This is a genomic window from Photobacterium sp. NCIMB 13483 (genome assembly GCF_003025475.1).
Taxonomy (GTDB): domain Bacteria; phylum Pseudomonadota; class Gammaproteobacteria; order Enterobacterales; family Vibrionaceae; genus Photobacterium; species Photobacterium piscicola.
Map to the genome: position 1 here is coordinate 1 of NZ_PYLV01000070.1, position 548 is coordinate 548.

The following is a 548-nucleotide window of genomic DNA, read 5'->3' on the forward strand; positions in this document are numbered from 1 at the left end:
GTCCAGTAGAGGGAGCCAAATAGAGAAGCCTGCAAGAAATTGCGGGCTTTTTTACGTCTGAAATTTGGCAACTGTTGAATGATAAAGAAGCGAATCCTTCTCCCACCATCATATAATTCCTTCTTAGTTCAGTTGGTACTCTTTATTGGGGAGCTGAGCGGACTGTTAATTCATATGTCATTGGTTCAAGTCCAGTAGAGTGAAGACAAATAGAGAAGCCCGCAAGAAATTGCGGGCTTTTTTACGTTTGAAATTTGATGCTTCGAGAATACGAGAGAGTGTGAAGCTAACTCCTACCATCATATAATTCTTTCTTAATTCAGTTGGTACTCTTTATTGGGAAGCTTAGCGGACTGTTAATTCAGATGTCACTGGTTCAAGTCCAGTAGAGGGAGCCAAATAGAGAAGCCCGCAAGAAATTGCGTAATGCTGATCAGTTAAGCCCAAAATGATCAGTTGAACGATCCTGTAGATGTGTAAAAATCCAAGTGTATTTAATGCACTTGGATTTTTTTATGTTTTTAAGACAAGCACTTGAACAGATACAT

At 39.4% G+C, this 548-nt stretch carries 1 tRNA gene; it reads left to right on the forward strand.

Annotated elements, in window-relative coordinates:
- Positions 1 to 308: 308 nt before the first annotated feature.
- A tRNA-OTHER gene (locus tag C9I86_RS20115) sits at positions 309 to 398 on the forward strand.
- Positions 399 to 548: the final 150 nt, after the last annotated feature.